2 protein-coding genes are annotated in these 1,481 nt (G+C 38.6%); both read right to left on the minus strand.

The genetic code is table 11. The annotated features are described in order from the left end of the window. On the minus strand, window positions 1–1,045 hold a 1,045-nt coding region (locus ACJML3_RS09470; protein WP_406022681.1), incomplete at its 3' end, for a hypothetical protein. Between the two features lie 43 nt (window positions 1,046–1,088). Beyond that, window positions 1,089–1,481, minus strand: a 393-nt coding sequence (locus ACJML3_RS09475; RefSeq protein WP_406022683.1) for a DUF2612 domain-containing protein, incomplete at its 5' end; no start/stop codon positions are given.

Consider the following 1,481-nt stretch of genomic DNA (forward strand, 5'->3'; position numbering starts at 1 on the left):
TGCTGTTGTTGGCATTGAAAGTTAAATAAACTCTGTCATATCCAGAATCTGAAGATCCTGTATATTGTCGGTTGGCAGTAACAATTTCAGCTCCTATAGCTCCATCTTGATAAGGAGCTGTTTTTAATTTTTCGCTACTTCCCCACCATTTACCACCAATGTTAGGTAACTGTTCAGCAATTTGTGCACCTAAAGGATATGTACCGTCTGCAGTACGTACAAATCTGCCTCTCTTATCTGGCACTTTAAAGGATGTACCGTCTGCGCCTCCTGTCATAGTAACATCTATGCCATCTGATAGAGTTGCGCTAGTATTCCATACCACATAACCATGATTTACTAATTCTGTGATAGAGGTCACTAACTGCTGATCTACCTGAGATCCGCTTACATAAGTTGTAACAAGATATGATCCGCCACTTGCAGAAACAGTAATACGAATATTATTACCGTTTGCGCCTGCGATAAAAGCCTCACCAAGAGAACAAGTTGCTTTTACTGCGGTTGTTGATCCGAAACGATAACCGATCACGTTATACAGTAGGTTATAATCACCCTGATCGTATTCTGCGCCATTTTCCCATAAGCCGTTATCTGGTAATATATCGCTGTTCCATTCAACGCTCATGCCTATAGGTGTGCGAATATTAGCAATATCAAAATTTAGAATAACTCTCTGCCAGTATGCGGAATCAGTCGGAGCTTTTGGATCTAGTGTTCCGTTTGCCTGAATACACTGATATAAAAAGCCGTCTGTATATAAGACAACTCTACCGACTGCATAATCAAAAAGTGGATTATAAGACCAGAAACCGCCATTCTGCATGAAAAAGACAGCATCACCGAGCAATTTCATCACAGCGTTAAAATCTTTTCTATCTGGGGCAATACCGCCTGCGCCAAGTGGGATCTGTGTGATTTGTGGAAAACCATCATCAAAAGATAATGCGCCTGATCCTGCAGGGGTACTTTGTGGAATTACATTAGTGTCACCGTTGACAACAAGAGAAGTGTCCCATTGAGTAGGTTCGTTAAATACTGCCATAATTTAAACCTCTGATCTTTTATACGTATAAAATCTATCTTGATTATAAATCAACTATTTCATAAGTTGCAAAAGTGCCGTTGTTAAATGTTTCTAAGCCACTTTCTTTAAAACCGAAAGTAGGCGTAATTACGTGATAATATTGCAATCCCACGCCTGCAGGTAACCAGTCTATATTTTGAACTGCGCCCTTTTGTGCCTCTGAAAATTCACCAACAACTAAAAAGCGCAAAGTCATAGTATTGACGTGTAAGATCTTTACATCTGTGTCTTTAAACAACTTAGAAAAAATGTAATTAAGTGAATTTAGACTTACATTTGAAATATTAAGCAGTGCTTTAATAAGTATATAGGTTCGATAAGCATCATCCTGTAATTGAATTTTGCCGTTAACAACTTTGTAAAATGGTGCGTTGTTAAAGGTTTCAATACGATC

The sequence above is a fragment of the Succinivibrio sp. genome (genome assembly GCF_045124615.1).
GTDB classification, from domain to species: Bacteria; Pseudomonadota; Gammaproteobacteria; order Enterobacterales; family Succinivibrionaceae; genus Succinivibrio; species Succinivibrio faecicola.